Origin of the sequence: Amycolatopsis sp. NPDC101161 (assembly GCF_044768185.1) — a bacterium.
GTDB lineage: Bacteria > Actinomycetota > Actinomycetes > Mycobacteriales > Pseudonocardiaceae > Amycolatopsis.
In genome coordinates, this window is sequence record NZ_JBIWPI010000008.1 from 84,557 (window position 1) to 107,092 (window position 22,536).

At 71.6% G+C, this 22,536-nt stretch carries 19 protein-coding genes; 9 read left to right on the forward strand and 10 right to left on the reverse strand.

All coding sequences use genetic code 11. The features are described from left to right. Positions 1 to 81: 81 nt before the first annotated feature. Entirely contained in the window at positions 82 to 831 is a 750-nt protein-coding gene (locus tag ACIRSS_RS46930; RefSeq protein ID WP_400908011.1) for a maleylpyruvate isomerase family mycothiol-dependent enzyme, read from the forward strand. Here ACIRSS_RS46930 and hrpA read toward each other — a convergent pair. The 5 genes from hrpA to ACIRSS_RS46955 form a co-directional block, all read right to left on the reverse strand. Next, positions 828 to 4,712, reverse strand: coding sequence for an ATP-dependent RNA helicase HrpA (gene hrpA, locus ACIRSS_RS46935; protein ID WP_400908014.1), 3,885 nt, complete (start codon positions 4,710 to 4,712; stop codon positions 828 to 830). The genes ACIRSS_RS46930 and hrpA overlap by 4 nt on opposite strands. A 113-nt stretch (positions 4,713 to 4,825) precedes the next feature. Further along, positions 4,826 to 5,161 carry a hypothetical protein gene (locus tag ACIRSS_RS46940; RefSeq protein ID WP_400908017.1) on the reverse strand — a complete coding sequence of 112 codons (336 nt, stop codon included), beginning with the start codon at positions 5,159 to 5,161 and terminating at the stop codon, positions 4,826 to 4,828. Positions 5,162 to 5,266: 105 nt separating this feature from the next. Then, the gene (locus tag ACIRSS_RS46945) at positions 5,267 to 6,430 is read right to left on the reverse strand and encodes a lactate 2-monooxygenase (protein WP_400908020.1); all 1,164 of its coding nucleotides are present in this window, start codon (positions 6,428 to 6,430) and stop codon (positions 5,267 to 5,269) included. A gap of 49 nt (positions 6,431 to 6,479) precedes the next feature. Continuing rightward, positions 6,480 to 7,046: a GNAT family N-acetyltransferase gene (locus tag ACIRSS_RS46950; RefSeq protein ID WP_400908023.1), complete on the reverse strand. Its 567-nt coding sequence runs from the start codon at positions 7,044 to 7,046 to the stop codon at positions 6,480 to 6,482. Then, the gene (locus tag ACIRSS_RS46955) at positions 7,043 to 8,500 is read right to left on the reverse strand and encodes an APC family permease (RefSeq protein ID WP_400908025.1); all 1,458 of its coding nucleotides are present in this window, start codon (positions 8,498 to 8,500) and stop codon (positions 7,043 to 7,045) included. The genes ACIRSS_RS46950 and ACIRSS_RS46955 overlap by 4 nt, the downstream gene beginning before the upstream one ends. Positions 8,501 to 8,673: 173 nt before the next feature. Here ACIRSS_RS46955 and ACIRSS_RS46960 point away from each other — a divergent pair, with 173 nt between their 5' ends. The 4 genes from ACIRSS_RS46960 (at position 8,674) to ACIRSS_RS46975 (ending at position 13,982) form a co-directional block, all read left to right on the forward strand. Then, positions 8,674 to 9,306: a GPP34 family phosphoprotein gene (locus tag ACIRSS_RS46960; RefSeq protein WP_400908028.1), complete on the forward strand. Its 633-nt coding sequence runs from the start codon at positions 8,674 to 8,676 to the stop codon at positions 9,304 to 9,306. A 291-nt stretch (positions 9,307 to 9,597) separates the two neighbouring features. Continuing rightward, positions 9,598 to 10,758, forward strand: a complete 1,161-nt coding sequence (locus ACIRSS_RS46965) for a saccharopine dehydrogenase family protein (RefSeq protein ID WP_400908031.1) — start codon at positions 9,598 to 9,600, stop codon at positions 10,756 to 10,758. A 121-nt stretch (positions 10,759 to 10,879) separates the two neighbouring features. Next, the gene (locus ACIRSS_RS46970; RefSeq protein ID WP_400908034.1) at positions 10,880 to 12,976 is read left to right on the forward strand and encodes a M4 family metallopeptidase; all 2,097 of its coding nucleotides are present in this window, start codon (positions 10,880 to 10,882) and stop codon (positions 12,974 to 12,976) included. A gap of 76 nt (positions 12,977 to 13,052) precedes the next feature. Then, on the forward strand, positions 13,053 to 13,982 hold the full coding sequence (locus ACIRSS_RS46975; RefSeq protein ID WP_400908036.1) for a hypothetical protein: 930 nt from the start codon (positions 13,053 to 13,055) through the stop codon (positions 13,980 to 13,982). Here the strand turns inward: ACIRSS_RS46975 and ACIRSS_RS46980 are convergent. Both ACIRSS_RS46980 and ACIRSS_RS46985 read right to left on the reverse strand, forming a co-directional pair. Continuing rightward, a complete protein-coding gene (locus ACIRSS_RS46980) occupies positions 13,955 to 14,788 on the reverse strand; it encodes an SDR family oxidoreductase (protein ID WP_400908039.1) in 834 nt (277 codons plus the stop codon). The two genes, ACIRSS_RS46975 and ACIRSS_RS46980, sit on opposite strands and share 28 nt — an antisense overlap. Beyond that, positions 14,769 to 16,247, reverse strand: a complete 1,479-nt coding sequence (locus tag ACIRSS_RS46985) for a flavin-containing monooxygenase (protein WP_400908043.1) — start codon at positions 16,245 to 16,247, stop codon at positions 14,769 to 14,771. The genes ACIRSS_RS46980 and ACIRSS_RS46985 overlap by 20 nt, the downstream gene beginning before the upstream one ends. 66 nt (positions 16,248 to 16,313) lie before the next feature. Between ACIRSS_RS46985 and ACIRSS_RS46990 the strand changes: the two genes are divergently transcribed. The 3 genes from ACIRSS_RS46990 to ACIRSS_RS47000 all read left to right on the forward strand — a co-directional run bounded on the left by ACIRSS_RS46990 (position 16,314) and on the right by ACIRSS_RS47000 (position 18,601). Beyond that, the gene (locus ACIRSS_RS46990) at positions 16,314 to 16,904 is read left to right on the forward strand and encodes a TetR/AcrR family transcriptional regulator (protein ID WP_400908045.1); all 591 of its coding nucleotides are present in this window, start codon (positions 16,314 to 16,316) and stop codon (positions 16,902 to 16,904) included. Between the two features lie 173 nt (positions 16,905 to 17,077). Beyond that, positions 17,078 to 17,932 (forward strand): chitosanase, encoded by an 855-nt coding sequence (locus ACIRSS_RS46995; protein ID WP_400908048.1) that lies wholly within the window; start codon positions 17,078 to 17,080, stop codon positions 17,930 to 17,932. Between the two features lie 33 nt (positions 17,933 to 17,965). After that, a complete protein-coding gene (locus ACIRSS_RS47000; RefSeq protein ID WP_400908051.1) occupies positions 17,966 to 18,601 on the forward strand; it encodes a L,D-transpeptidase in 636 nt (211 codons plus the stop codon). On the opposite strand, the gene ACIRSS_RS47005 is transcribed toward ACIRSS_RS47000, so the two are convergent. Genes ACIRSS_RS47005 through ACIRSS_RS47015 form a run of 3 tightly spaced genes read right to left on the reverse strand, consistent with a single transcriptional unit; the run spans position 18,591 to position 20,740 of the window. Next, positions 18,591 to 19,577, reverse strand: coding sequence for a PHP domain-containing protein (locus ACIRSS_RS47005; RefSeq protein ID WP_400908054.1), 987 nt, complete (start codon positions 19,575 to 19,577; stop codon positions 18,591 to 18,593). The two genes, ACIRSS_RS47000 and ACIRSS_RS47005, sit on opposite strands and share 11 nt — an antisense overlap. Before the next feature lie 9 nt (positions 19,578 to 19,586). Next, a complete protein-coding gene (locus ACIRSS_RS47010) occupies positions 19,587 to 20,090 on the reverse strand; it encodes a metallophosphoesterase family protein (RefSeq protein ID WP_400908057.1) in 504 nt (167 codons plus the stop codon). Then, positions 20,087 to 20,740 carry a GntR family transcriptional regulator gene (locus ACIRSS_RS47015; RefSeq protein ID WP_400908060.1) on the reverse strand — a complete coding sequence of 218 codons (654 nt, stop codon included), beginning with the start codon at positions 20,738 to 20,740 and terminating at the stop codon, positions 20,087 to 20,089. The genes ACIRSS_RS47010 and ACIRSS_RS47015 overlap by 4 nt, the downstream gene beginning before the upstream one ends. A gap of 77 nt (positions 20,741 to 20,817) precedes the next feature. Between ACIRSS_RS47015 and araD the strand changes: the two genes are divergently transcribed. Beyond that, the gene (gene araD / locus ACIRSS_RS47020) at positions 20,818 to 22,530 is read left to right on the forward strand and encodes an L-arabinonate dehydratase (protein ID WP_400908063.1); all 1,713 of its coding nucleotides are present in this window, start codon (positions 20,818 to 20,820) and stop codon (positions 22,528 to 22,530) included. Positions 22,531 to 22,536 lie beyond the last annotated feature (6 nt).

The following is a 22,536-nucleotide window of genomic DNA, read 5'->3' on the forward strand; positions in this document are numbered from 1 at the left end:
CCAGGCTTGACGCCCGCGCGGGCACGGTCAACCGACGGAAGTCCGGATCCGGACATACCGTTTTTTCGGTAGCCTGGCCCGGTGATCGACTACGGCCTCGACCTGTCCGCGGTGGAGCGTGCTCTCGCGCTGCCCGACCTGGTGGCCGAAGGGGACGAACTCGACGCCCTCGTCGCGGCGGAGCCCGACTGGAGCCGCCCGACCCCGGCCGCGGGGTGGACGATCGCCCACCAGATCGCGCACCTCGCCGCGGCCGACGCGAACGTGCTCGTCGCCGTCCGGACCCCGGAGGCCTTCGCCCCCGAGCCGGAGGACGCAGACGTCGTAGCCGCGGCGGGAGCGGCACTCCCGCGCGCGGAACTGCTGAAACGCTGGCGTACCGGCCGCGGCGTGGTGGCGGCGGCGCTGCGTGACCTGCCGCTGGACCAGCCGTTCCCGTGGCACGGCTCGGAGGTGACCGCGACGCTGATGGTCCCGCTCCGGCTGATGGAGACGTGGGCGCACGGGCAGGACGTCTACGACGCACTCGGCGCGCCGCACCGGCCGACCGGCCGCCTCCGGCACGTGGCTTCGCTCGGCGTGGAAGGGCGGACGCTGTCGTTCTACGCGGCCCAGCTGCCGATTCCGCAGGAGCCGTTCCGCGTCGAACTCACCGGCCCCGACGGGGAAACCTGGACGTGGGTCCCGGACGACGCCGCGCAACGCATCCGTGGCAGCGCGTTCGACTTCTGCCTCCGCGTCACCCAGCGCCGTCCGCTGGCGGAAACCGGCCTCACGGCGGTGGGCGAAGACGCGCGGAAGTGGCTGGAGGTCGCGCGCGTCTTCCTCTAGGCCAACGCGTCGTCGATGGCCTTGGTGAGCCGTTTCAGCGAAACCGGGTGCGCCGTGCCGAGGGTCTGCGCGAAGAACGACACGCGCAGTTCCTCGATCATCCACCGCACCTCGTTCAACGCGGGTGACGACGTCCCCGGCGGCAGCGCGGCCACGGCGTCGGCGTACTCGCCCTGGATCCACGCGATGTCGGCGGTCCGCTGCAGGTCGCGCGTCGGCTCGGTCGGCAGTTTCTCCAGCCGCCGCAAGATCCCTTGCAGGTAGCGGACGACGTGACGCAGCCGCGAAGCACCGGTCGCCGTCACGAAACCCGGGTACACCAAGCCGGCCAGCTGGGCGCGGATGTCGGACAGCGACTCCGCCGGACCACGAGACGAAGGCAGCGCCACCTCGACGTCGTTCGCCGCGCGGAGGATCTTCTCGACGTCCGTCAGGACCGCCAGCACCTCCGGGTGCAGGCCCGCCCGCACGCGTTCCAGCAGCACCTTGAACCCGGTCTCGTCGAACACCGGGCCGCCGCCGGCCGCCATCAAGGCGTCCACCGCGCAGTCGACGCAGTCTTCGAGCAGCGCCGCCACGCTGCCGTGCGGATTCCGGTTGAGCACCAGCTTCGAGGAGTTGGACAGCGACCGCGTGATGAACTTCATCGGCGAGTTCAGGTTCAGCCGCAGCATCCGCCGCGTGCCCGCCCACATCGCGTGTTCCTGCTGGCCCGGCGTGTCGAGCAGCCGGACGGCCACCGACGCGCCCTCGTCCACCAACGCCGGGTACGCCTTGACGTCGTGACCGCGCTGCGTCGACTCGAACACCTTCGGCAGCGACCCGAACGCCGGTTTCGTCAGCCCCGCCTTCTCGATGCTGTTGGCGGCCCGGGAGATCGTGGCCCGGACCTTCGGGGCCAGCTTCCGCTGCAGCTCCTCGATGTCCTTGCCCTCGGCGACACGCTTGCCGCGCTCGTCGACCACCCGGAACGTCATCTTCAGGTGCTCCGGCACCGAGGAAAGGTCCCAGTCCGCGTAGGGAACCGTGATGCCGCGCAAGGAACGCAGCTCGCGGCCGAGCACCTCCAGCAGCGGACCGTCCGAAGGCGACACTCGCGATAGGACATACGCCGCGGTGTCCGGCGCCGGGACGAAGTTGCGCCGCAACGCCTTCGGCAGCGACTTGATCAGCTGCGTCACCAGCTCCGCTCGCAGGCCCGGCACCTGCCAGTCGAAGCCGTCCGGCGTCACCTGGTTCAGCACCGGCAGCGGGATGTGCACGGTGACGCCGTCGGCGTCCGCGCCCGGCTCGAACTGGTAGGTCAGCGTGAAGACCTGCGTGCCCTGCGTCCACGAGTCCGGGTAGTCGCCCTCGCGGACGCCGCCCGCGGTCTCGTTGATGAGCATGGACTTCTCGAACGAGAGCAGGTCCGGCTGCTCGTGGCGCGTCTTCTTCCACCAGGTGTCGAAGTGGCGCACCGAAACGACGTCCGCCGGGACGCGGGCGTCGTAGAACTCGTAGAGCGTCTGGTCGTCGACGAGGATGTCGCGCCGCCGCGCCCGGTTCTCGAGGTCCTCGACTTCTTCCAGCAGGGCCCGGTTTTCGGCGAAGAAGTGGTGGCGCGTCTGCCAGTCGCCCTCGACGAGCGCGTGCCGGAGGAACAGCGCCCGCGACATCTCGGGGTCGATCCGGCCGTAGTTGACGCGGCGGTCGGCGATCAGCGGCACGCCGTACAGCGTGACGCGTTCGGTCGCCATCACCGCGCCCTGCTTGCGTTCCCAGTGCGGCTCGGAGTAGGTGCGCTTGACGACGTGCTGCGCGAGCGGCTCGACCCACTCGGGCTCGATGCGCGCGTTGACCCGCGCCCAGAGCCGCGACGTCTCGACCAGCTCCGCCGACATCACCCAGCGCGGCTGCTTCTTGAACAGCGCCGACCCGGGGAAGATGCCGAACCGGGCGCCACGCGCGCCCAGGTAGTCGCCCTTCGCCGGGTCCTTGAGCCCGATGTGCGACAGCAGCCCGGCGATCAACGACGTGTGCACGCGCTGCGGGTCGGCCGGGGCCGTGTTCGTGTTCAGGGAGATGCCGAGCGGCTTGGCCAGCTGACGCAGCTGGCTGAAGATGTCCTGCCACTCGCGCAGCCGCAGGTAGTTCAGGTACTCGGTGCGGCACATGCGCCGGAACTGGTTGCCCGACAACGCCTTCTGCTGCTCGGCGACGTACTCCCAGAGGTTGAGGTAGGCGAGGAAGTCCGACGTCGGGTCGGCGAAGCGCGCGTGCTGGGCGTCGGCCGCCTGCTGCTTCTCCGCCGGGCGCTCGCGCGGGTCCTGGATGGACAGTCCCGCCGCGATGATCATGACCTCGCGGACGCAGCCGTTCTTCGCGGCCTCCAGCACCATCCGGCCCATCCGCGGGTCGACGGGCAGCTGCGCGAGCTTGCGGCCGATGTCGGTGAGGGTGCGGTCGGACCCGGTCGAGGAGAACGCGCCCAGCTCCTGCAGCAGCCCGATGCCGTCGGTCACCTGTCGGCGGTCCGGCGGCTCGACGAACGGGAACGCCGCGATGTCGCCGAGGCCGAGCGAGGTCATCTGCAGGATGACCGACGCGAGGTTGGTCCGCAGGATCTCCGGATCGGTGAACTCCGGCCGGCTCTCGAAGTCCTCTTCGGAGTAGAGCCGGATGCAGATGCCGTCGGACGTCCGGCCGCAGCGGCCCTTGCGCTGGTTCGCCGACGCCTGCGACACCGGTTCGATCGGCAGCCGCTGCACCTTCGTGCGGTGGCTGTAGCGCGAGATCCGCGCGGTGCCCGGGTCGACGACGTACTTGATGCCCGGCACGGTCAGCGACGTCTCGGCGACGTTCGTCGCGAGCACGACCCGGCGTCCGGTGTGGGCTTGGAAGATGCGGTGCTGCTCGGCCGCCGACAGCCGCGCGTACAGCGGCAGCACCTCGGTATTGCGCAGGTTCGCGCGGTTGAGCACGTCGGCGGTGTCGCGGATTTCGCGTTCGCCGGAGAGGAACACCAGGATGTCGCCCGGGCCCTCGGCGCACAGCTCCTCGACGGCCTCGAGGATGCCTTGGGTCTGGTCGCGCTCGTCGTCGCCTTCGGGGTCGTCCGGGTCGACCAGCGGCCGGTAGCGCGTCTCGACCGGGTACGTCCGGCCGGAGACCTCGACGATCGGGGCGTCGTCGAAGTGCTTCGAGAAGCGCTCGGGGTCGATGGTCGCCGAGGTGATGATGACCTTGAGGTCGGGCCGGCGCGGCAGCAGCTGCTTGAGGTAGCCGAGGATGAAGTCGATGTTGAGGCTGCGCTCGTGGGCCTCGTCGATGATGAGGGTGTCGTACTGGCGCAGCGAGCGGTCGGTCTGGATCTCGGCCAGCAGGATGCCGTCGGTCATCAGCTTGACCAGCGTGTCCTGCCCGGACTGGTCGGTGAACCGCACCTTGTACCCGACGGCGTCGCCGAGCTCGGTATTCAGCTCGCTGGCGATCCGGTCGGCGACCGTGCGCGCGGCGAGGCGCCGCGGCTGGGTGTGCCCGATCTGGCCGCGGATGCCGCGGCCGAGCTCGAGGCAGATCTTCGGCAGCTGGGTGGTCTTGCCCGAGCCGGTCTCCCCCGCGACGATCACGACCTGGTGCTTCTCGATCGCCGCGCCGATCTCGTCCTTGAGCTTGCTGACCGGCAGCTCTTCGGGGTATTCGATCTTGGGCACGCTCGCGCGGCGCGACGCGAGGCGCAGCTCGGCCTTTTCGACGTCGGCGGAGATCCGCGCGAGGGCGGCATCGCGGTCGCGAGCCTTGCGGGCGCCGTCGAGCCGCCGGCGCAGCCGCTGCTCGTCGCGCGGCATCAGCTCGGGCAGGCGCGCACGCAGCGCTTCGAAGGGGGATGACGTGGACATGCTTGGACCAAGGATAGCCGTGGGTGACGAACCGGGCTTCCGAATATCCCCGCCGCGTGACCGGGCGCACGCTCGAAGCGCCCCGAGGTGGCCTCGGGGCGCTTCGGGCCGGGTCAGCCCTGCTGGTTCGGGTACTGCTGCTGCGGGTACTGCTGGTTCGGGTACTGCTGCTGCGGCGCCTGGGCCGGGTACGGCTGCTGGCCGGGGTAGGCCTGCGGGGCGGGCGGCTGCTGGGCGAACTGCTGCTGCGGCTTGGCGGCCTTGCTCCGGCCGAGCAGCAGCCCGGCCGCGATCAGCACCAGACCGCCCACGCCGAGCGCGATGCCGAACCCCGGCTGCATGTCGTCGGCCCACTCGATCAGGATGAACGTCCGGCCGAGCTGTCTGAGGACGAGCGAGCCGAAGCCGAGGAACGTGAACAGCGCACCGACGCGCACCAAAATGGACATGGAAACCCCCAGGGGAAAGGCGAGCGGGAACCGGGCGGCCCGCGATGGGCCTCGAACGGTAGCCACCGGTCCCGCGGCTGTCCCCTGCTTTCCCGATTCGTTACCTCACGTCCGCCGGAGCGAGTCCGGGCCCAGGTCGGCGAGGGTGCGGTGACCGGAAAGCCCCATGGTCAGGTCGAAGTCCGCCAGCAGGCTCCGCAGCACGTGCCGCACGCCCTCCTCGCCCGCGTGCGCCAGGCCGTACACCCACGGGCGGCCGACCAGCACCGCCCGAGCGCCCAGCGCGATCGCCTTCAGCACGTCCGCGCCCGTGCGCACGCCCGAGTCGAACAGCACCTCCATGCGGTCGCCCACCGCCGCGACGATGCCCGGCAGCGCCTCCAGCGCCCCGATCGCGCCGTCGACCTGGCGGCCGCCGTGGTTGGAGACGACGATGCCGTCCATCCCGGCCTCGGCCGCGCGGCGCGCGTCGGCGACGTGCTGGATGCCCTTGAGCACGATCGGGCCGTCCCAGTGCTCGCGCAGGAACGGCAGCTGGTCCCACGTCCGGTCGGTGCCGGTGATCATCCCGATCCACGTCAGGATCGCCGTGCCGCGGTCCTCCTCCGGCGTCTTCTGCAGCCGCGAGAGGAACACCGGGTCGGTGAACGGGACGGCGAGCCCCTCGCCCTGCAGGAACGGCAGGTACGACTGGTCCAGATCGGACGGTCGCCAGGCCAGCGTCCACGTGTCGAGCGTGACGACCAGCGCCGTGTAGCCGGCCGCCTTCGCCCGGGCCAGCAGGCTCGCGCAGACGTCCGGGTCGCCGGGCCAGTACAGCTGGAACCAGCGCGGGCCGTCGCCGTTGGCCTCGGCGGCGTCCTCGATGCCGGTCGACGACGCCGTCGACAAGGTGAACGGCAGGCCCACCGAAGCCGCCGCGCGGGCGGTCGCGGACTCCGCGTCCGGGTGCACGATCGACTGGACGCCGACGGGCGCGACGGCCACCGGCGCGGCCAGCCGGGTGCCGAGCACCGTCGTCGAGAGGTCGCGGTCGGTCGCGCCGGTCAGCATCCGCGGCACGACGCGCCAGCGGTCGAACGCCTCGCGGTTGGCGCGGGCGGTCGCGCCCGAGCCCGCCGAACCCGCGACGTAGGAGAAGGGGCCGGGCGCCATGAGCTCGCGGGCCGACGCTTCGAGCTTGGTCGCGTCCGTCGAGCACGGCGGCAGCTGCCCACCGAGTCCCTGCAGGTAGAGCTCGTTCTGGTAGCTGCCGAAGCGTTCGGTCACGGCTTTCCTCCTCGCGTTCGAGGGGGCACTGTACTCGCCGGTAACGGGCTCAGGCCGGGGCGCGCCACATCGGCTGCATGGGCGGTCCGCCGGGTGGCCGGAACGCGGGCCCGTGGTCGCGGAACCCGAGCCGGCGGTAGAGCCGCGTGCTGTCCGGCGAGCTGGCCTCCAGGTAGGTGGGGACGCCCTCGGCGTCGTAGCGGGCGAGGCCGTGACGCAGCAGCCGCGCGCCGATGCCCCGGCGTTGCCGGCCGGGCCGGACGCCGATGAACTGCGCGTGCCAGTGCGGTTCAGCGGGCTCGCGACCGGCCATGAGGGCGAGCAGGACGTCCAGCCGCTCCTGCTCGTCCGGGTCGAGCCCGGCGACCGGCTCGTCGTCACCGGCGCTCCCGGGCAGCCAGATCACCGCCGCCGAGTGATCCTCGGTGACGTCTACGCTGCCCACGGCGAACCCGGCCTGGATGAGCTCGCGGAAGAACGCCGGGTGCGCGACGTCCCGGCGGCGCTCGTCGCCCGGGAACACCCAGCGGCTCATCGGGTCGTCCTGGAACGCGGCGACCAGGGTCGCGAGCACCGCGTCCAGTTCGGCCGGCTGCGCGGCGCGGACGTCGCTCACCGCGTCTCCACGAGCTCGTCTTCGCGCAGCGGGCCGCCGATCGCCGCGTAGACCTCCGGCCGCCGGGTGCGCAGCGCCTCGGCCCGCAGGAACCCGGCGAGGCCGGCGAGCACCAGCAGTCCCGGCAGGCCCCAGCGCAGCCACGGGATCGAGCCCGCCGGGCCGAGCAGGACGTCGAAGTTGACGACGATCAGCACCAGGATCGCGGTCAGCGTCACCGCCGCCAGCGCGGGCGCGCCCGCGCGCCGCCACCACGTCTTGCGGCCGGGGCGGCGGCGGAAGAACCCGATGACCGACAGCGAAACCGCGACCATGATGATCGTGACGCCGGTCGACGCGGTGACGCCGGTCCAGGTGAAGAGGTCGGTGAACGGGTCGCGGCCGGCCAGCGCGAACACCGAGACCACGACCAAGCCGATGGTGGTCTGGACCAGTGAGCCACCGATCGGCGCGCCGGTGCGCTTGCTGGTGCGGCTGACGCCGTCCGGCAGCAACCCTTCGCGGCCCAGCGCGAAGAAGTACCGCGCGACGGCGTTGTGGAGGCTCAGCAGCGCGGCGCACTGGCTGGTCAGGAAGAGCACGTACGCGGTGTCGGCGAAGGCCGTGCCGAAGTACCGGCCGCCGAGCCCGAACAGCAGGCCCGGTCCTTCGGCGGCGGCGCGCTCGACGATGTGGTCCGGACCGGTCGCGACCGCCATCCCGAGTGAGGACGCGATGTACAGCACGGCCGTCAGCCCGATCGCGATGTAGGTCGCCCGGCCGACGGTCTTGCGCGGGTCGCGGCTCTCCTCGCCGTAGGTGGCGGCGCCCTCGAAACCGAGGAAAACCGCGATGGAGAAAGCGAAAACGGCCCCGACCCCCGCCGTGAAGAGGCTCGACGGCTCCAGCGGCGTGAGCGCGCTGCCCGCGGGGTGGCTGAACATCGCCGCGTTCAGCACGACGAGCACCGCGACTTCGAGGCCGAGCGCGACGCCGAGCACCTTCGCGTTGAGGTCGATCCGCAGCACGCCGCCCGCGCCGACGACGAGCACCATCAGCAGCGCGATCGGCCACCACGGCAGGTCCGTCCCGAACGTCGTGTTCAGCCAGGTGGACACCGAGAGCCCGAACAGGCCGAAGACGCCGGTCTGGATGGAGCTGTAGGCGAGCACGGTCACGTACGCGACGGCGGTGCCCGCGGAGCGCCCGATCCCGTGCGCCACATAGGGGTAGAACGCGCCGGCGTTCGTGATGTACCGGCTCATCGCGGCGTACCCGACGCCGAACAGCGCGAGCACCGGGGCCAGCAGCACGAACGACAACGGCACGCCGACGCTGCCGGTGACCGCGTACGTCGCCGAGACACCGCCGGCGATCGCGTACAGCGGACCCGCCGCCGCGACGACGAAGAAGACGATCTGGGCGGCGCCGAGCCGCCTGGTGCCGAGGCCGCGCCCCGGCGTGTGGGTTCCCATGGACCTTTCCCCCGCGCCTAGGTGATCTTGGCGGCGGCGACCCAGAGTAGGGGGTTTTTGTGGTGCGACGGTACGTCCGTTCGGGGTAAACGTGACGGCACCGAAAGCGGCTCGAGGCCGAACCGCTATCTTCGGCATCCTCACCGCGACCGCCCAGGGGGCCGTTTTCCGTCATGCGCCGGCTCACCTTGGTGGATTCCTTCTTCTTCCTCGGCCACGACGAGTTCACCGGCCGCCCCGTGCTCAGCCGGACGTCGTTGGGCATCGGCCTGGCGGGCTCGGCGTTGTGCGACTTGCTGTTCACCGACCGGATCACGGTCGAGGACCGGAAGGTGCGCGTGATCGCCGCGCGGCCGCCGGGTATTCCGACCGCCGATCACGTGTTTTCCGAAATCGTTTCGGAAACGGGGACGCACAGCGTCCGTGACTGGGTGGATCACCTGCGCGCGGAACTGCCGTCGGTGGCGGCGGACAATCTGGTCGCGCTCGGCCTGGTCCGGCGGACGCCGGCGTTGTTGCGCCGATCCCGCTACCCACCGGCGGACCTGCTGGTCTCGACGGCGGCCCGCAGCAAGGCCCGGGCGGCGGTGTTCGGCATCGACCGCCCGGACCCGCACGCGGCGTGCCTGGCGCTGCTGGCGTGGACGGCGGGAGTGGACGACCTGTGCGAGCCGGAGCTGGACCGGGCGCGGGTGCGGGCGTGGATGGAGGACACGCACCACGCCCTGCCGCGCCGGATAGCGGACGTGATCGCGGGAGTGGCCGCGGTCGCGGCGGCGGTGGTGTACACGGGGGACCGGAAGTAGGTCGCACGGTGAGGAAGGGGTGGGCGCTGGTCGCTTGCTCCGGTGGGCTCCGAGGCAACCACCGCGCGGCGGCCGGCATCGCGCACCGGCAACCCGGCGCGACCAGCCTGCGATGGTTCCCACGCCGGCAACAACCACCCGCGACCCGGCGACCAGCCGGCGGGACTCACCCGCACCGGCGGCCCCAAGGTAACCGCCGCGACCGAGCGCACCCCGCGAACGACACCCGGCACCCTTCCGTACCCGCGGGTAACCTGACCCCATCCGCCGTCGACGTCCCCTGGAGGAGACATGCGCGCGCATGACGTGGTCCTTTTCGGCGCCACCGGGTTCACCGGGGGTCTCACCGCCGAATACCTCGCCCGGCACGCGCCCGCGGACCTGCGGTGGGCCCTTGCCGGACGCAGCCGAAGCAAGCTCGAAGCCGTCCGCGCGCGGCTTGCCACCGTCGACGACCGCCTCTCCGCCCTCGACCTGCTCGTCGCCGACTCCGGTGACCCCGCCTCGCTCAAGGCCGTCGCCGAGGCGACCAAGGTCGTCATCACCACCGTCGGCCCCTACCTCACCCGAGGCGAGCCGCTCGTGGCCGCGTGCGCCGCGGCCGGGACCGACTACGTCGACCTCACCGGCGAACCCGAGTTCGTCGACCGGATGTACCTCGCCCACGACCGCCGCGCCCGCGAAACCGGCGCGCGGCTCGTGCACGCCTGCGGCTTCGACTCCATCCCGCACGACCTCGGCGCCTACTTCACCGTCAAGCAGCTGCCCGAAGGCGTGCCGCTCAAGGTGGACGGCTACGTCCGGGCCAGCGGGATGCCGTCGGGCGGCACGTTCCTCAGCGCGCTGACCATCATGTCCCGCCTCCCGGCCGGCGCCCGCGTCGCGAAGGAACGCGCGGCCGCCGAACCGCGACCCGCCGGGCGCTTCACCCACGCGCCGCTCGGCCGTCCGCACCGGGTCGCCGACGCCGGCTGGTGGGCGGTGCCGCTGCCGACGATCGATCCCGAGGTCGTCCGCCGGTCGGCCGCCGCGTCCGAGCGCTACGGTCCCGACTTCACCTACCGGCACTTCGCCGCCGTCAAACACCTCCCGGTGCTGGCGGGCGGCGTGCTCGGCGCCGGCGCGCTGCTCGCCGCCGCTCAGGTCCCGCCCGCGCGGCGCGGGCTCTCCCGGTTGCTGGCCCCCGGCAACGGCCCCAGCCCGGAACGCCGGGCGCGCTCGTGGTTTTCCGTGCGGTTCATCGGCGAGGGTGGTGGCGAGCGCGTCGTCACCGAGGTCTCCGGCGGCGACCCCGGCTACGACGAAACGGCGAAGATGCTCGCGGAATCGGCGTTGTGCCTCGCCACGGACGAACTCCCGGAAACCGCGGGCCAGGTGACCACCGCGACCGCGATGGGCGACGCCCTCATCGACCGCCTCACCAAAGCCGGCCTGCGCTTCCACACCCTCTGAGCGATTTCACACCGCCGCGGCGTGAAAGTTCGCCGCTGTGATGAACCTTCTGCCGCTCCCGCAGCGCGCTTAACGTCGATCGGGTTCTCCCTTCCCCCATCGCGTTTTCGCAAGGAGCGTCATGAGATTGCCCCAACGGTTCGCCGCGCTCGGCGGGGCGACGGCGGCGGGCATGGTGGTGGTCGGCATCGCCGTCGCCGCGCCCGCCCAGCCCGTCCCCGAACCGCCTCCGTCCGCCGCGCAGGCCCAGGCCAATGCCACCAGCGCCGCCGCGAACCTGGTCAACGCCCGGGTCGCCGCCCTCCACCCCGGCGCGCACGACGAGTTCGTCCAGCGGGACGTGCGGTCGGCCAACGGCCTGTCGTACGTCGTCTACGACCGCACCTACGACGGCCTGCCCGTGATCGGCGGCGACCTCGTCATCGCCACCGACTCCGCCGGCACCGTCAAGACCACGTCCGTCGCGCAGCAGCAGGCGCTCGGCGACCTCGACGTCCGCGGCGCGAAGCTCACGGCCGCGCAGGCCGGAACCGTGGCGCGCAAGCAGGTCCGCGGGCCGAAGAGCCTGCCTGGCGGGAAGCTCGTCGTGGTCGCCGACGGCGCCGGGCGGCTCGCGTACGAGAGCAACGTCGAAGGCACCGACGAACACGGCGAGCCGAGCAGCCTGAGCGTCTACGTCGACGCGGTGGACGGGCGCGTGCTGCGGACCGTCCAGCACGTCGCCGCGGGCACCGGCACCGGCAAGTGGAACGGCCCGGCGCCGCTGCCGCTGAACACGACGAAGTCCGGCAGCACGTACTCGATGGCCGACCCGAACACGCCGAACCTCGACTGCCGCGACTACGGCAGCGACTCCGTCCTCACCGGACCGGACGACAGCTGGGGCAACGGCACCGGCACGAACATCGAAACCGGCTGCGCGGACGCGCTGTTCGTCGCCCAGACCGAGAAGAAGATGCTCTCGGAGTGGGTGGGCCGCAACGGGTTCACCGGCAACGGCGGCGCGTGGAAGATCCGCGTGGGCCTCGACGACGAGAACGCGTACTACTACAACTCGCGGCCCGCGTACGTGAACCTCGGCCACAACCCGAGCGGCGAGTGGGTCGGCTCGCTCGACATCCTCGGCCACGAGATGGGCCACGGCGTCGACGACTACTCCGGGTCCGGCGGGTTCTCCGGCGGCGGCACGCAGGAGTTCATCGCGGACACGTTCGGCACGGCGACGGAGTTCTACGCGAACGAGCCGTCCCAGTACGACCCGCCGGACTACGCGATCGGCGAAGAGGTCAACCTGGTCGGCACCGGCGCGATCCGGTACATGTACGACCCGTCGAAGGTCGGCGACCCGAGCTGCTACTCCAGCTCGACGCCGAACGCGGAGGTGCACAAAGCGGCCGGGCCCGGCGACCACTGGTTCTACCTGCTCGCCGAGGGCAGCAACCCGACCGACGGGCAGCCGACGAGCTCGACGTGCAACAACAGCACGGTGGCCGGCATCGGCATCCGCAAGGCGATCAACATCATGCACGGCGCCCTGCAGCTGAAGACGTCCGGCAGCAACTACCTGCGCTACCGGACGTGGACGCTGCAGGCCGCGAAGAACCTGTACCCGGACAGCTGCGCCGAGTTCGACGCCGTGAAGGCGGCGTGGAACGCGGTGAGCGTCCCGGCGCAGTCCGGCGACCCGACGTGCACCGGCACGCCGCCGACCACGACGACCCCGCCCACGACCACTCCGCCGACGACCACCACGACTCCGCCGGGCGGGTGCGGCGGGCAGCTGGTGCAGAACCCGGGCTTCGAGTCCGGCAAGGCGTCGTGGACCGACCCGAACACCACCATCGGCCAGTGGGGCGGCCAGGCGCCCGCGCGCTCGGGCACCTGGGACTCGTGGCTCGGCGGCTGGGGTTCGGCGCACACCGACACGCTCACGCAGTCCGTCACGATCCCGGCCGGCTGCCGGGCGAGCCTGACGTTCTGGCTGCGCGTGTGGACGGCCGAAACCGAGAACGTCGCGTACGACAACCTCGTCGTGTCCGCCGGTTCGACGACGCTGGCGACGTACTCCAACCTCGACCGGAACTCCGCCTACGTCCAGAAGACGCTCGACTTGTCTTCGTACGCGGGCCAGACGATCACGCTGAAGTTCGCCGGGACGGAGGACCAGTCGCTGCAGACGTCGTTCGCCGTCGACGACACCGGGGTCACCGTCAGCTGACCCCCACGGGGCCTGCCACCTACTTTGGTGGCAGGCCTCGTTGCGTCCGGTGCGTCCGGTATTCATGCTTACCCGAATGGATGCGTTCCCCGAGAACGACACGGACGACACCGGAGTCGTCGACGCGGTCCGGGAAGGACCGTTCGACGTGGCCTTCGACCTGGCGATCCGGCACCGCGGGCTGAGCCTGGAGGCGCTGCAGCGGCGGATGGCGATCCGGGGCGCCCAGGTCAGCCTGGCCACGCTGAGCTACTGGCGCCGGGGCCGGCGGCATCCCGAAGGACCGCGTTCGCTGCACGCGGTGGGCGTCGCCGAAGGGTGCCTCGGCCTGCCCGCGGCCGCGTTGACCAGCCTGGTGGCGCGGCCCCGGGTGCGCCGGGCGGAACCGTGGCCGGGCGGGGTCAGCCTGGCCAGCGCGCTCGGGTCCGAGCCGACGGAACTGGCCTCGTGCGACGGCATCGACCTCGACGGCAACGCCCGGCTGGCGCTGGCGTCGGTGCACCAGCGGGCGACGCTGGGCGCGGACCGCACCGAGCGGTCGGTGCGCACGGAGCTGGTGGTGACCAGCCGCGAGGACGGCGTCGACCGCTGGGTGTCGTTCTTCCGGCCGCAGACGGGCGGCGGCCACCAGCCCGTGCTGCGGTCGGCGCGCTGCTGCCGCCCGGGCCGCGTCCGCCGCGACGCCGCGTCCGAGCTGGTGGCGCTGGAGCTGCGGTTCGACTACCCGCTGCGGGCGGGCGAGACGTACGTGTTCGACTTCGAGTTCGCTTACGACGGCCCGCCGCCGGAGACGACCTACCTGCAGTTCGGGGTGCGGGCGCCGGCCCGCCAGATCGTGCTGCAGGCGTGCTTCGACCCGGCGGCGGTGCCGGTGCGGTGTTACCGCTACGACGGGGAGGCCTCGGCCGAGCGGCCGGAGCTGCCGGTGGGTCCGAGCGGGACGAGCCACATCGCGGTGCTGGACGCGCGGCCGGGCGTCTACGGCCTGTGCTGGGAGTGGGACTGAACCTGTTTCTCCACGCGGCTCACGTACCCGGCACGGCCTTCCGGGTCGAGTTCCTTCAGGGCGCGGTCGTCGCCGACCAGGCCGCGCGCCCACGCCAGCACCGGCTCGGGCGTCACCGCGGCCAGGAGGTCCCAGCCGGCGAGCCACCGGGGGACGGCCGTCTCGGCGCGGCGGGTCCGGAGCGTGCCGGCGATCGCGCGGGCGACGTCCTCGGGGTCCACTGTGGGCAGTGCCCCGCCCAGCCGGACCCCGGACACCAGCTCGGTGCGGACCGCGCCCGGCAGCACCGCGCTGACGCTGACCCCGGTCGCGGCGTACTCGCGCCGCACCGCCGCGGTGAGCCCGACCGCGGCGAACTTGCTCGCGTTGTAGACGGCCATGCCGGGCAGCGGGATCTTCCCCGCCATCGAAGCGACGTTCACGACGTGGCCCCGCCCGCGCGCGATCATCCCCGGCAGCACCGAGCGCAGCCCGTGGACCAGCCCCTCCACGTTGACGGCCAGGGTCGTGCGGCCGACGTCGTCCGGTTCTTCGAGGAAGTCGCCGAGCGGCATCACGCCCGCGTTGTTGACCAGGACGTCGATCCGCCCGAACCGCTCGGTGACCGCCGCGGTGAACGCGTCGAACGACTCCCGGTTCGTGACGTCGAGCGGTAACGACGGCACTCCCGAGGCAGCATCGAGGTCGCCGACGCACACTGTGGCGCCCCGAGCAGCGAATTCGGCGGCCGTCGCGCGGCCGATTCCCCGGGCCCCGCCGGTGATCGCGACCACTGCACCCCGGACCTCAATCGCCGGATACCGCACGGACCCTCCCGATCTCGTAGTCCGCCTCGTCGAACGCGCCCACCCGCGACCGCAGCCGCCCGGTCGAGAACGGCCAGCTGAAGCTGTTGCGCCCGTTGACATCCGTGTAGTAGCTCGAGCACCCGCCCGACTGGTACACCGTCCCCGGCAGCGCGGCCTGGACCTCCGCGTTGAACGCGTCCTGCACCGATGGCCGCACGGACACCGACGACCACCCCGAACGCAACGTCCGCGTCACAGCCGAAACCGTGTGCCGCAGCTGGGCCTCCAGGATCATGAACGCGGACGAGTGCCCGGTCCCCAGGCTCGGGCCCAGCAGCAGGTAGAGGTTCGGGAACCCGGCCACCGTCGTCCCCGCGTAGGCCCGCGGGCTCCCCTTCCAATGGTCGTCCAGGCTCCGGCCGTCGCCGTCGAAGACCCGCGACGACACCGGCATGTCGAGGATGTGGAAGCCCGTGCCGAAGATGATCGCGTCCACGTCGGCGGACGAACCGTCCGCGCCGAGCACCCGGCTGCCGGACACCGCGCGCACGGCCGTCGGATGAACGTCCACATGCGACCGCGTCAGCGACCGGTAGTACGTGTTCGACATCAGCAGCCGCTTGCAGCCCAGCGTGTAGTCCGGCGTCAACGCCCGGCGCAACGCGGGATCCCGCACCGCCAGCCGCAGGTGCGCGAGCCCGACCTTCTGCACCTGCCGCAGCAGCCACGGGTGCCGGAACCCGAAGCCGAGGGTCTCCAACGCCCCGTACTCCGCGCTGCGCAACGCCCTCTGCAGCGCGGGAAACCGCCGCAGCAGGAACCGTTCGACGCCGGGGACGGCGTGGTCCGGCTTCGGCAGCACCCACTGCGCCGTGCGCTGGAACAGGTGCAACCGGCCGACGGAAGGCACGATCCGCGGGACGAACTGGACCGCCGACGCGCCCGTGCCGATCACCGCGACCCGCTTGCCCGCGAGGTCGTAGCCGTGGTTCCACCGCGCGGAGTGGAAGACCTCGCCCGGGAAGCCGCCGAGCCCCGGCAGGTCCGGGACCAGCGGCTCGTGCCACGGCCCGGTGCCGGCGACCAGGACCCGCGCCGAGTAGGGGCCGCGGGTGGTCTCCAGTTCCCAAATGGACTCACGCGCGTTCCACTGCGCCCGCGTCACCTCCACGCCGTAGCGGATCTTCGGCGTGACGCCGAACCGCGACGCCGTGTCCGCCAGGTACGCGCGGATCTCGGCCTGCCCGGCGAAGGCCCGTGTCCACCCGGGATTCGGCGCGAACGAGTACGAGTACAGCGCGGACGGGACGTCGCACGCGCAGCCGGGATACGTGTTGTCGCGCCAGGTTCCGCCGAGCGAACCGGCCTTCTCCAGCACGGCGAGGTCGTCGACGCCGGCCTGGCCGAGCCGGATGGCGGCCCCCAGCCCGGACGCCCCGGCGCCGACGACGAGGACCGCGAAGTGGCGTTGCTCCATTTTCGGAGACTAGCAGTATCTCAATACTGGCGGTACCCCGATTCCGGGCCTGGCTAGAGTGGCGCCATGGCCCGACTCACCCGCGCGGAAAGCCAGGCGCGCACCCGCGAGCAGCTGATCGAGACCGCCAAGCTGCTCTTCCTGCGCGACGGCTACTCGGTGACGTCGCTGGAGAAGGTCGCGGACGAGGCCGGCTACTCGAAGGGCGCGGTGTACTCGAACTTCCGCAACAAGGACGAGCTCTGCCTCGCCGTTCTCGACCGGATCCACGACGAGCAGGTCGCGCTGATCGCGGAAGCGCTGGTCGGCGCCGAGGGGGTGGACGACCTGCTGGCCGCGTTCCAGACCTGGGCCGAGCGCAGCATCGGCGACGAGGCCTGGACGGCCCTGGAGGTCGAGTTCGCCACGAACGCGCGGCGCAACCCGCACGTGCGCGCCGAACTGGCCGCGCGGGACAAGGCGATCCGCGACACCATCGCCGGCCTGCTGAGCGGGTACGCCGAGCGGTTCGGGATCACGCTCCCGATGCCGGCCGACGACGCCGCGACGGCGTTGCTCAGCCTCGGCATCGGCCTCGGCGTGCAGCGGGCGATCGACCCGACGATCCCGGTGAACGTGCTGCCGGACGTCATCCGCATCTTCACCGGGACGCGCTGACCGTCCTCAGAGGACCCGCGGGGTGGTCTGGACCGTTCACGAACATGAACGATTTCCGCCTCTTGTGGTGCGTGCTGACTCTTCGCTACCGTGTCGCTACGCCGCAGCTCCACCTCATCACCCGTACCCGCCGTGATCCCCCACGGCGCACCCCGCGGAAAGGGTCTCCACCCATGAGCAAGAAGTTGCGGCCGGTCGTCATCGGCGCGCTCGGCGCGGCCTCCGTCGCCGCCCTCGTGATCACCACCCCCGCGCTCTCCTCGGCGGCACCCGCGCCCCTGGCCGCGAACAGCGCCACCAGCGCGACCGCTCTCGCCGTCGGCGACCTGTCGGCCCCGGCGAAGAAGGAGATCGCGATGAAGCTGGTCTCCAGCGCGGAAAACTCCTCGCTGGACTGGAAAGCCCAGTACAAGTACATCGAGGACATCGGCGACGGCCGCGGGTACACCGCCGGCATCATCGGGTTCTGCTCCGGCACGGGCGACATGCTCGAGCTCGTCGAGGCCTACACGAACTCCGTCCCGGACAACCCCCTCGCCAAGTACCTTCCCGCGCTGCGCAAGGTGAACGGCACCGACTCGCACGCCGGCCTCGGCTCGGCGTTCGAAAGCGCCTGGAAGCAGGCCGCGGCCACCACGGCGTTCCAGACCGCGCAGAACAACGAGCGCGACCGCGTGTACTTCGACCCCGCGGTGAGCCAGGGCAAGTCCGACGGCCTCAGCAACCTCGGCCAGTTCGCCTACTACGACGCCATCGTCATGCACGGCCCCGGCGACAGCTCCGACAGCTTCGGCGGCATCCGCAAGGCCGCGATGAAGAAGGCGAAGACCCCCGCCCAGGGTGGCGACGAGGCGACCTACCTCAAGGCGTTCTTCGCCGCCCGCAAGGTGATCATGAAACAGGAAGAGGCGCACGCCGACACCTCGCGCGTCGACACCGAGCAGGTGGTGTTCCTCAACGCGGGCAACTTCGACCTGCACACCCCGCTGAAGTGGAAGGTCTACGGGGACTCCTACACGATCAACTGACGCGTCCGGCGTGGCACCGTTAGGCTCTCCGGCATGCGCAGGAGATCCCTCGGTGCCACGCTGGCCGCGGCCGCGCTGCTCTCCGGGGCAGCCGCCGCGCCGGGGCCGACGGGCCCGGAGCAGCGCGTCACCGTCGCCGCCGGCTCGGCCGACGCGACCACCGCCGTGCTCACCGCCTGGCAGCGCACCGGCGACGACTGGACGAAGGCGTACGGCCCGGTCGAGGCGTTCGTCGGCGCGGACGGCGTCGGCAAGGCGAGCGAAACCGTCTCCCGCACCCCGGCCGGGACGTGGCCGCTGACCGAGGCCTTCGGCCACCGGCCCGCCACCACCCGGCTGCCCTACCGGCAGGTCACCACCGCGGACTGGTGGGTCTCGGACGTGAAGTCCCCGTACTACAACACGCACTTCTCGTGCGCTCCCGGCACCTGCCCGTTCGACGAGGCCGCCGGGGAGAACCTCGGGCAGGCGGGCCCGGTCTACGACCACGCCGTCGTCATCGACTACAACCGCGCGCCCGTGGTGCCGGGCGCGGGCTCGGCGTTCTTCCTGCACGTCACCAACGGGAAGCCGACGGCGGGCTGCGTCGCGATCCCGGCGCCCGACCTCGACGCCCTCCTGCGCTGGCTCGACCCGGCGAAGCACCCCGTCATCGAGATCAGCGGCTGAGCAGCTCCTCCGCCGTGCGGGTGTTGATGATCCGCTCCGGCCCGATGCCCGCCTTGACCGCGCGTTCGCAGCCGTAGGGCTGCCAATCGAGCTGGCCCGGCGCGTGCGCGTCGCTGTCGATGGCGAACTCGCAGCCGATCTCCGCGGCCAGCTTCAGCAGCCGCATCGGCGGGTCGAGCCGTTCGGGGCGCGAGTTGATTTCGACCGCGACGCCGTTCTCGCGGCACGCCGTGAACACCGCCTCGGCGTCGAACTCCGATTCGGGACGGCCCCGGCCGACGACGAGCCGTCCGGTGCAGTGCCCCAGCACCCGGACGTGCGGGTTCCGGACCGCGGCGAGCATGCGCCGGGTCATGTCCTTCGCGGGCATCCGCAGCTTCGAGTGCACGCTCGCGACGACGAGGTCCAGCTGCCCCAGCAGCTCCTCTTCCTGGTCGAGGGCGCCGTCGTCGAGGATGTCGACCTCGATGCCGTGCAGCAGCCGGAAGGGCGCCATCAGCTCGTTGGCCTTCGCCACGATCTGCATCTGCGTCCGCAGCCGGTCCGGGGAAAGCCCGTTCGCGACGGTCAGCCGCGGCGAGTGGTCGGTCAGCACCATCCACTCGTGGCCGATGTCCCGGCCCGCGACGGCCATCTCCCCGATCGAGCTGCCGCCGTCGGACCAGTCCGAATGCGTGTGGCAGTCCCCGCGAAGCGCCGAGCGCAGCGGTTCGCCGTCCGGCAGCTTCTTCTCGACGATCTTCGACCGGTACGCGGGATCACGGCCGGCCAGCGCGTCCTCGATGACGCCGGCGGTGGCCTTCCCGATGCCGGGCAACGAGGTCAGCGTGCCGTTCTCCGCCATCGAGGCCAGTTGCGAAGCTTCGGTCTTGTCGACGGTCGCGGCCGCGTTGCGGAACGCGCGGACGCGGTAGGTCGGTTCCCCCGCGCGTTCGAGCTGGAACGCGATCTCCCGCAACGCCCATGCCGGATCCATGGACTCTTCCTACCCCCTCCGGGGCAGTTCATGCAGCTCGACGCCCGTCAGCGTGCCGTTCTCGACGCGGGCGGTCTGGTACGTGCAGAACGGCTGACGGCGGCGGTCGGTCGGCGAACCGGGGTTGAGCAGCCGCAACCCGGCCGGCGTCGTGGTGTCCCAGGGGATGTGGCTGTGCCCGAACACGAGCACGTCGGTGTCCGGGAACCGCGCGTCGCACCGCTGTTCGCGGCCCTGCTTCGAGCCCGTTTCGTGGATGACGGCCAGCCGGACGCCGTCGAGGTCCGCCCGCGCGACCTCGGGCAGCCGCGCCCGCAGGTCCGCGCCGTCGTTGTTGCCGTGGACGCCGATCAGGCGCTTGCTGCGCTTCTCCAGTTCGTCGAGCAGGCCGACCTCGACCCAGTCGCCGGCGTGCACCACGACGTCCGCCGCCTCGACCTCGGCCCACACCCGCTCCGGCAGCACGCGGGCGCGGGCGGGAAGGTGGGTGTCCGAGATGAGCAGCAACCTCATCCGATGGCCTTGAGGACCCGCTCGAGGAAGCCGCCGATGTGGTCTTTGAGCAAGGCCGCGGCGCCCTCGGCGTCGCCCTTCTTGGCCGCCGCGAGGACCGCCTTGTGCTCGGTCCACTCCTTCTTCCAGCTGGGGTTGGCTTCCCAGCCGACGACGCTGATCAGGGCCGCGCGGTCCTTGAGGTCGTCGAGGATGCTGACCAGCAGCGGGTTGCCGCAGCCCGAGTAGAGGGCGCGGTGGAACCGGCGGTTGAGCAGGCTCAGCGCGGCCTGGTCCTTGTCCGCGATGGCCGTCGATGCTTCCTTCAGCGCTTCGGCGGCGTCTTCCAGCAGTTCGGGGTCGCGCCGCTCGACGGTCCGCCGGACGGCTTCCGGTTCCAGCACCATCCGGACGTCGTAGACGGACTTCGCGAGCTCGGCGTCGACCGTGACGACCGAAGCGCCCTTGTACGGGCTGAAGGTCACCAAGCCCGAGTTGGACAGCACCTTGAGCGCCTCGCGCACCGGCGTCTTCGACACGCCGAGCCGCGCGGCCAGCTCCGCTTCGACGAGCGGCTGGCCGGGCACCAGTTCCCGGGTGAGGATGCCGCGACGGATCTCCTCCAGGACCACTTCGGTCCGGGAGGCGGGCAGGCTGAACGTCCCGGTCATGGTCGCTCCCTCGCATCGTGTCGGAACCCATTCAACCAGGCCCGCGAGATCATATATCAGATGCCATACTGGATCGCATGAAAACACCCGAGGAGCTCCGCAGCCACCGGTGGTTCGGCGGCGACGAACTGCGCAACTTCAGCCACCGCGCCCGCAGCCGCCAGCTCGGCTACAACCCGGAAGAGCACCTCGGCAAGCCGGTCATCGGCATCCTCAACACGTGGTCGGACATCAACCCGTGCCACATGCACCTGCGCGAACGCGCCGAGCAGGTCAAGCGCGGCGTCTGGCAGGCCGGCGGCTTCCCGCTGGAGTTCCCGGTCGCGACGCTGTCGGAGACCTACCAGAAGCCGACACCGATGCTCTACCGCAACCTCCTCGCGATGGAGACCGAGGAGATCCTGCGGTCCTACCCGATCGACGGCGCCGTCCTGATGGGCGGCTGCGACAAGACGACGCCGGCATTGCTGATGGGCGCGGCGAGCGCGGACCTGCCCGCGATCTTCGTGCCGGCCGGGCCGATGCTGCGCGGCCACTGGCGCAACGAGGTCCTCGGCAGCGGCACCGACATGTGGAAGTACTGGGACGACAAGCGGGCCGGCCTGATCGGCGACGCCGAAATGTCCGAACTGGAACGCGGCCTGGCCCGCTCGCCGGGCCACTGCATGACGATGGGGACGGCGTCGACGATGACGTCCGCCGCCGAGGTGCTCGGCATGACGCTGCCGGGCGCGGCGTCGATCCCGGCCGTCGACTCGGCCCACCACCGGATGGCCGCGGCGAGCGGCGCGCGGATCGTCGGCATGGTCTGGGAAGACCTGACGGTGGGCCGGATCCTGGACAAGACCGCCTACGAAGACGCGATCACCACGGTGCTGGCACTGGGCGGGTCGACCAACGCCGTGATCCACCTGATCGCGATGGCCGGGCGCAGCGGGATCCCGGTGAGCCTGGCCGACTTCGACGCGATCGCGCGGCGCGTGCCGGTATTGGCGAACATCCGCCCGGGCGGCGACTGGCTGATGGAGGACTTCTACTACGCGGGCGGCCTGCCCGGCCTGTTGTCGCGGCTGACCGACCTGCTGCACACCGACCGGGTCACCGTCACCGGCCGCACGCTCGGCGCCGACCTCGAGGCCGCGCCGGTGCACAACGACGACGTCATCCGGCCGCGCGACAACCCGGTGGCGGCCGAGGGCGGAGTCGCCGTGCTGCACGGCAACCTGGCGCCCTCGGGCGCGGTGATCAAGCACATCGCCGCCGAGGAGCACCTGCTGACCCACACGGGCCCGGCCGTCGTGTTCGAGAACTACGCGGACCTCAAGAAGCGGATCGAAGACCCGTCGATCACCGCGGACTCGGTGCTGGTGCTGCGCGGTTCCGGCCCGCTCGGCGGCCCCGGCATGCCCGAGTACGGCATGCTGCCGATCCCGGCCCACCTGCTCGAACAGGGCGTGCGCGACATGGTCCGGATCTCCGACGCCCGGATGAGCGGGACGAGCTACGGCGCGTGCGTGCTGCACGTGGCGCCGGAGTCCCACGTCGGCGGCCCGCTGGCGCTGGTCCGCGACGGCGACCCGATCACCCTCGACGTGCCGGCGCGCGTGCTGCGGCTCGAGGTGTCCGATGAGGAGCTCGCGCGGCGGGGTTCCGAGTGGACGGCGCCGGCGCCGCGGTTCGAGCGGGGCTACGGCGCGCTCTACAGCGAACACATCACGCAGGCGGATGAAGGCTGCGACTTCGACTTCCTGGCGCGAGCCGGGCACAACCCGGAACCGGACGCGCGGTGACCGGTT